The sequence below is a fragment of the Nitrosovibrio sp. Nv6 genome (genome assembly GCF_900110495.1).
Taxonomy (GTDB): domain Bacteria; phylum Pseudomonadota; class Gammaproteobacteria; order Burkholderiales; family Nitrosomonadaceae; genus Nitrosospira.
On record NZ_FODX01000017.1, the window covers coordinates 1 to 2,729 of the forward strand.

General features: G+C 45.6%; 4 protein-coding genes. 2 read left to right on the forward strand and 2 right to left on the reverse strand.

Features of this window, described 5'->3' with window-relative positions:
- On the reverse strand, nt 1-225 hold a 225-nt coding region (locus tag BMX66_RS15855; RefSeq protein ID WP_218142107.1), incomplete at its 3' end, for a hypothetical protein.
- 363 nt (nt 226-588) lie between these two features.
- Here BMX66_RS15855 and BMX66_RS15205 point away from each other — a divergent pair.
- The gene (locus tag BMX66_RS15205; protein WP_090883723.1) at nt 589-1,227 is read left to right on the forward strand and encodes a hypothetical protein; all 639 of its coding nucleotides are present in this window, start codon (nt 589-591) and stop codon (nt 1,225-1,227) included.
- Between the two features lie 251 nt (nt 1,228-1,478).
- Entirely contained in the window at nt 1,479-2,333 is an 855-nt protein-coding gene (locus tag BMX66_RS15210; protein ID WP_090883725.1) for a DUF4238 domain-containing protein, read from the forward strand.
- A 117-nt stretch (nt 2,334-2,450) separates the two neighbouring features.
- Here the strand turns inward: BMX66_RS15210 and BMX66_RS15215 are convergent.
- Nucleotides 2,451-2,729, reverse strand: a 279-nt coding sequence (locus BMX66_RS15215; protein WP_218142108.1) for a hypothetical protein, incomplete at its 5' end; no start/stop codon positions are given.

The window sequence follows — 2,729 nt, forward strand, 5'->3', positions numbered from 1 at the left end:
TGTCCTCACGGGCAAGGGTTGGGAATGGGTGGGGTAGGTGGACGATGAAGCAACAGGCCGCTGTTTCCTGCCCGTTGCGTTCTGGTTATCCCCCCTCAAGTCCCCCTCGCAGAGGGTCGGGGGCTTGAGGGGGATAACGCAACGGGTAGAGCGGCCTGCACCGTCTTGGATGAGTTTGAGTTGCCTGCGGCCTGCACCTGATACAGGGGCAGGATCACAGACCATGACAGGCACAGCGTACCGCGTAGCGGCTGGCGTGGTCTGTGACAGTCGGGCAATGCTGCCGTGGCTGCTCTTTGTTGCCGTTAGCGGGATGATCCGCTAGCGATGATTCCAAGCTGTACAAACGGAGTGCGCTACGGATGAGCGAAGCTGAGCCGTTAAAGTAGAGAGGATTGAAAGGGCAGCAAAGCCATGTTCGTGCAACGAACCTCTCAAGCGCTAAAAGTTTCGCATGCGAAATTAGAGATCATTTCACTGAGCCCGGAACCGATTTTGGAACTAGCTAATAGTCATGTGTTTCGGTAATTTGATTTGATGAAAATCAAATCTATTCTGTTGGATCGAGCGGACATGAGGACAACACCAATGACAGGTAAAAAATATACTCTTACACAGCGAAATGGAGAGGATATGACTACGGTTATCACCGACTTTGCCGATTCCATTGGCCTTGAGCATATAGTCCCCGGCCGATATAGCATTCTTCTGGTGCTCGGCCTATTTGGTGGTGCTACATCAAATCGTTTAAATCCAGGAAAAGTGGTACATGAGATACAAACTTTGGAGGGAGCTGGAAACCCAAGTCGCCTAAAGCCACCTACTCAATTCAAACATCCACCATTGAAAGGACTATGGCATAAGCACTACTTAGAGGATGGAGTGGGCGCAATTGCGCTCAATCTAAAAAAAAGGCTAAAAAAATATGATCAATCGTTCATGCAACGCATGTACGAAACGCAGGAAACTGATGAAGAACGCTATATCTCCTTGAAAAACCACTCCAAGTCAATCGCGAATGATGTGGTACACCTCAACTGGGTGCAATTGACTAAGGATGCAGCATTAACTGGTCAATGGATTATCTATGCGCAGCACGAGGGCAAAAAGTACTATCTTTGCTTGGGAACACACGACAAAAGTCAGCATGAAAATCTTCGCAAGCAGATCGACGCATTGTGTTGCCAGGAATTTCTTTTTCTTTCGACATTGCTTGCCAGTGCTTAGATTTCTAAATTTAAAACCCATGATAAAAGGATTGATGCCCCATCAATAAACAGTCGGATAAAGTTCGCGATACTCGTGACTTAAGTGAGTTACCCACAGACTTCTCCAAAGGAATTGTGGAATCTCCCGTAAAGGGCTCTCATCATTTCTAACTCGTGTCTTGCCCCTGACTCGCAAATGTGGCACCCCTCGACGAGTCCGTTTGTAGTCTTTAACCTTTAGTCTGGTCAACTCCCAGATGTGGAACTTATATGAATAATCCGAAGAGACAACATCACATACCACGAATGGTTCTTAAACGATTCACAGGAAGTGATGGAAGAATATCCATGTTCGATGGAAAAACCGAAAAAACCCAACAATCTTTAGCGATTGAAGAAATAGCCATCGAAAAACATCTATATACGATAGATTACGAGGGGAGAAAGAGTTATACCGTCGAAAATTATTTTTCAAGAATTGAAAGCGATGTCGAAGGCATCATCAATCGAATCTCAGACTCCAATTCTTTAGTTTCCATAGATAACAAGGACTTCCACTCTCTTTTAGAATTTATTTCCTTTTTAATAGCGCGTACCCCAAAGCGTGTAGAACTTACACAGGCATATGGTACTGGTGAAGCAATGAGAAAAATAATTCAAACAAAGGCCAAAAATAAGGTGCCAGACTCGGAAGTTGATAGTTTTTTAAATGTCATGATGAAGACCAAGGGATATGTTTATGCTTCAACACTTCAATCCATAGTTGAAGATTTTATGGATAAACTGAAGAAATATTTTGATGGCCTCTTAAGCTCCACAAGAACTGGAGCCTTTATTTTGAATGATAATTACGCCGCTATTGAGCGACCTTCAACTCCCCTCTTCGAGAACACCAATAGTAATTGGTGGGAACAACCTGTAAGAATTCATTGCCCTCTTACATCAAAGCTCTGTCTAACTTTTATACCAAAAAAATGCCCACAAGATAATGACTTTCACGTCAGCGTACAGGAACTAGAAGAAGAGAAAGTTGAAGAAATCAATAAACTGATTTTCGATTCAAGGTCTAGATTCGTTTATGCTTCTTCCAGCTCTGCTCTAGAAAATATTGCTCTGCAATCATGAGCCTGCTTGGAAACGGTTTGGTGCTAAACCGAGGGGGAACTACCCGGTGGAGCGATGTACCCGTTGCCCAGGGCCCGTTAAAAAATAAACCGGAGAAACCCATGGGGTGAACCAGCATTACAGCGAACGCCCCGTACCACGGCCAAAGCCCCGCTCCAATGCCTTGAGACGTTGCAGCATTGCGGCTTTCTGCGCCTGAGGCGTAGTCGATTTAGCAATATCCGTACGCGCCTGATTGACGTTAGCTAGGGCGCGTTCTCGCAATTTCTCGATTGCGCGCTTGCGCTGTAGCTGTTGCCGGTAAGAGAGTTTCGGCGCATCCTCAGCTGGCTTCCCAAGGTCCTGAACAAAGGCTCGCATCTGGCCGTGATCCTCCTGAAGTTTCTTCAATGTTGC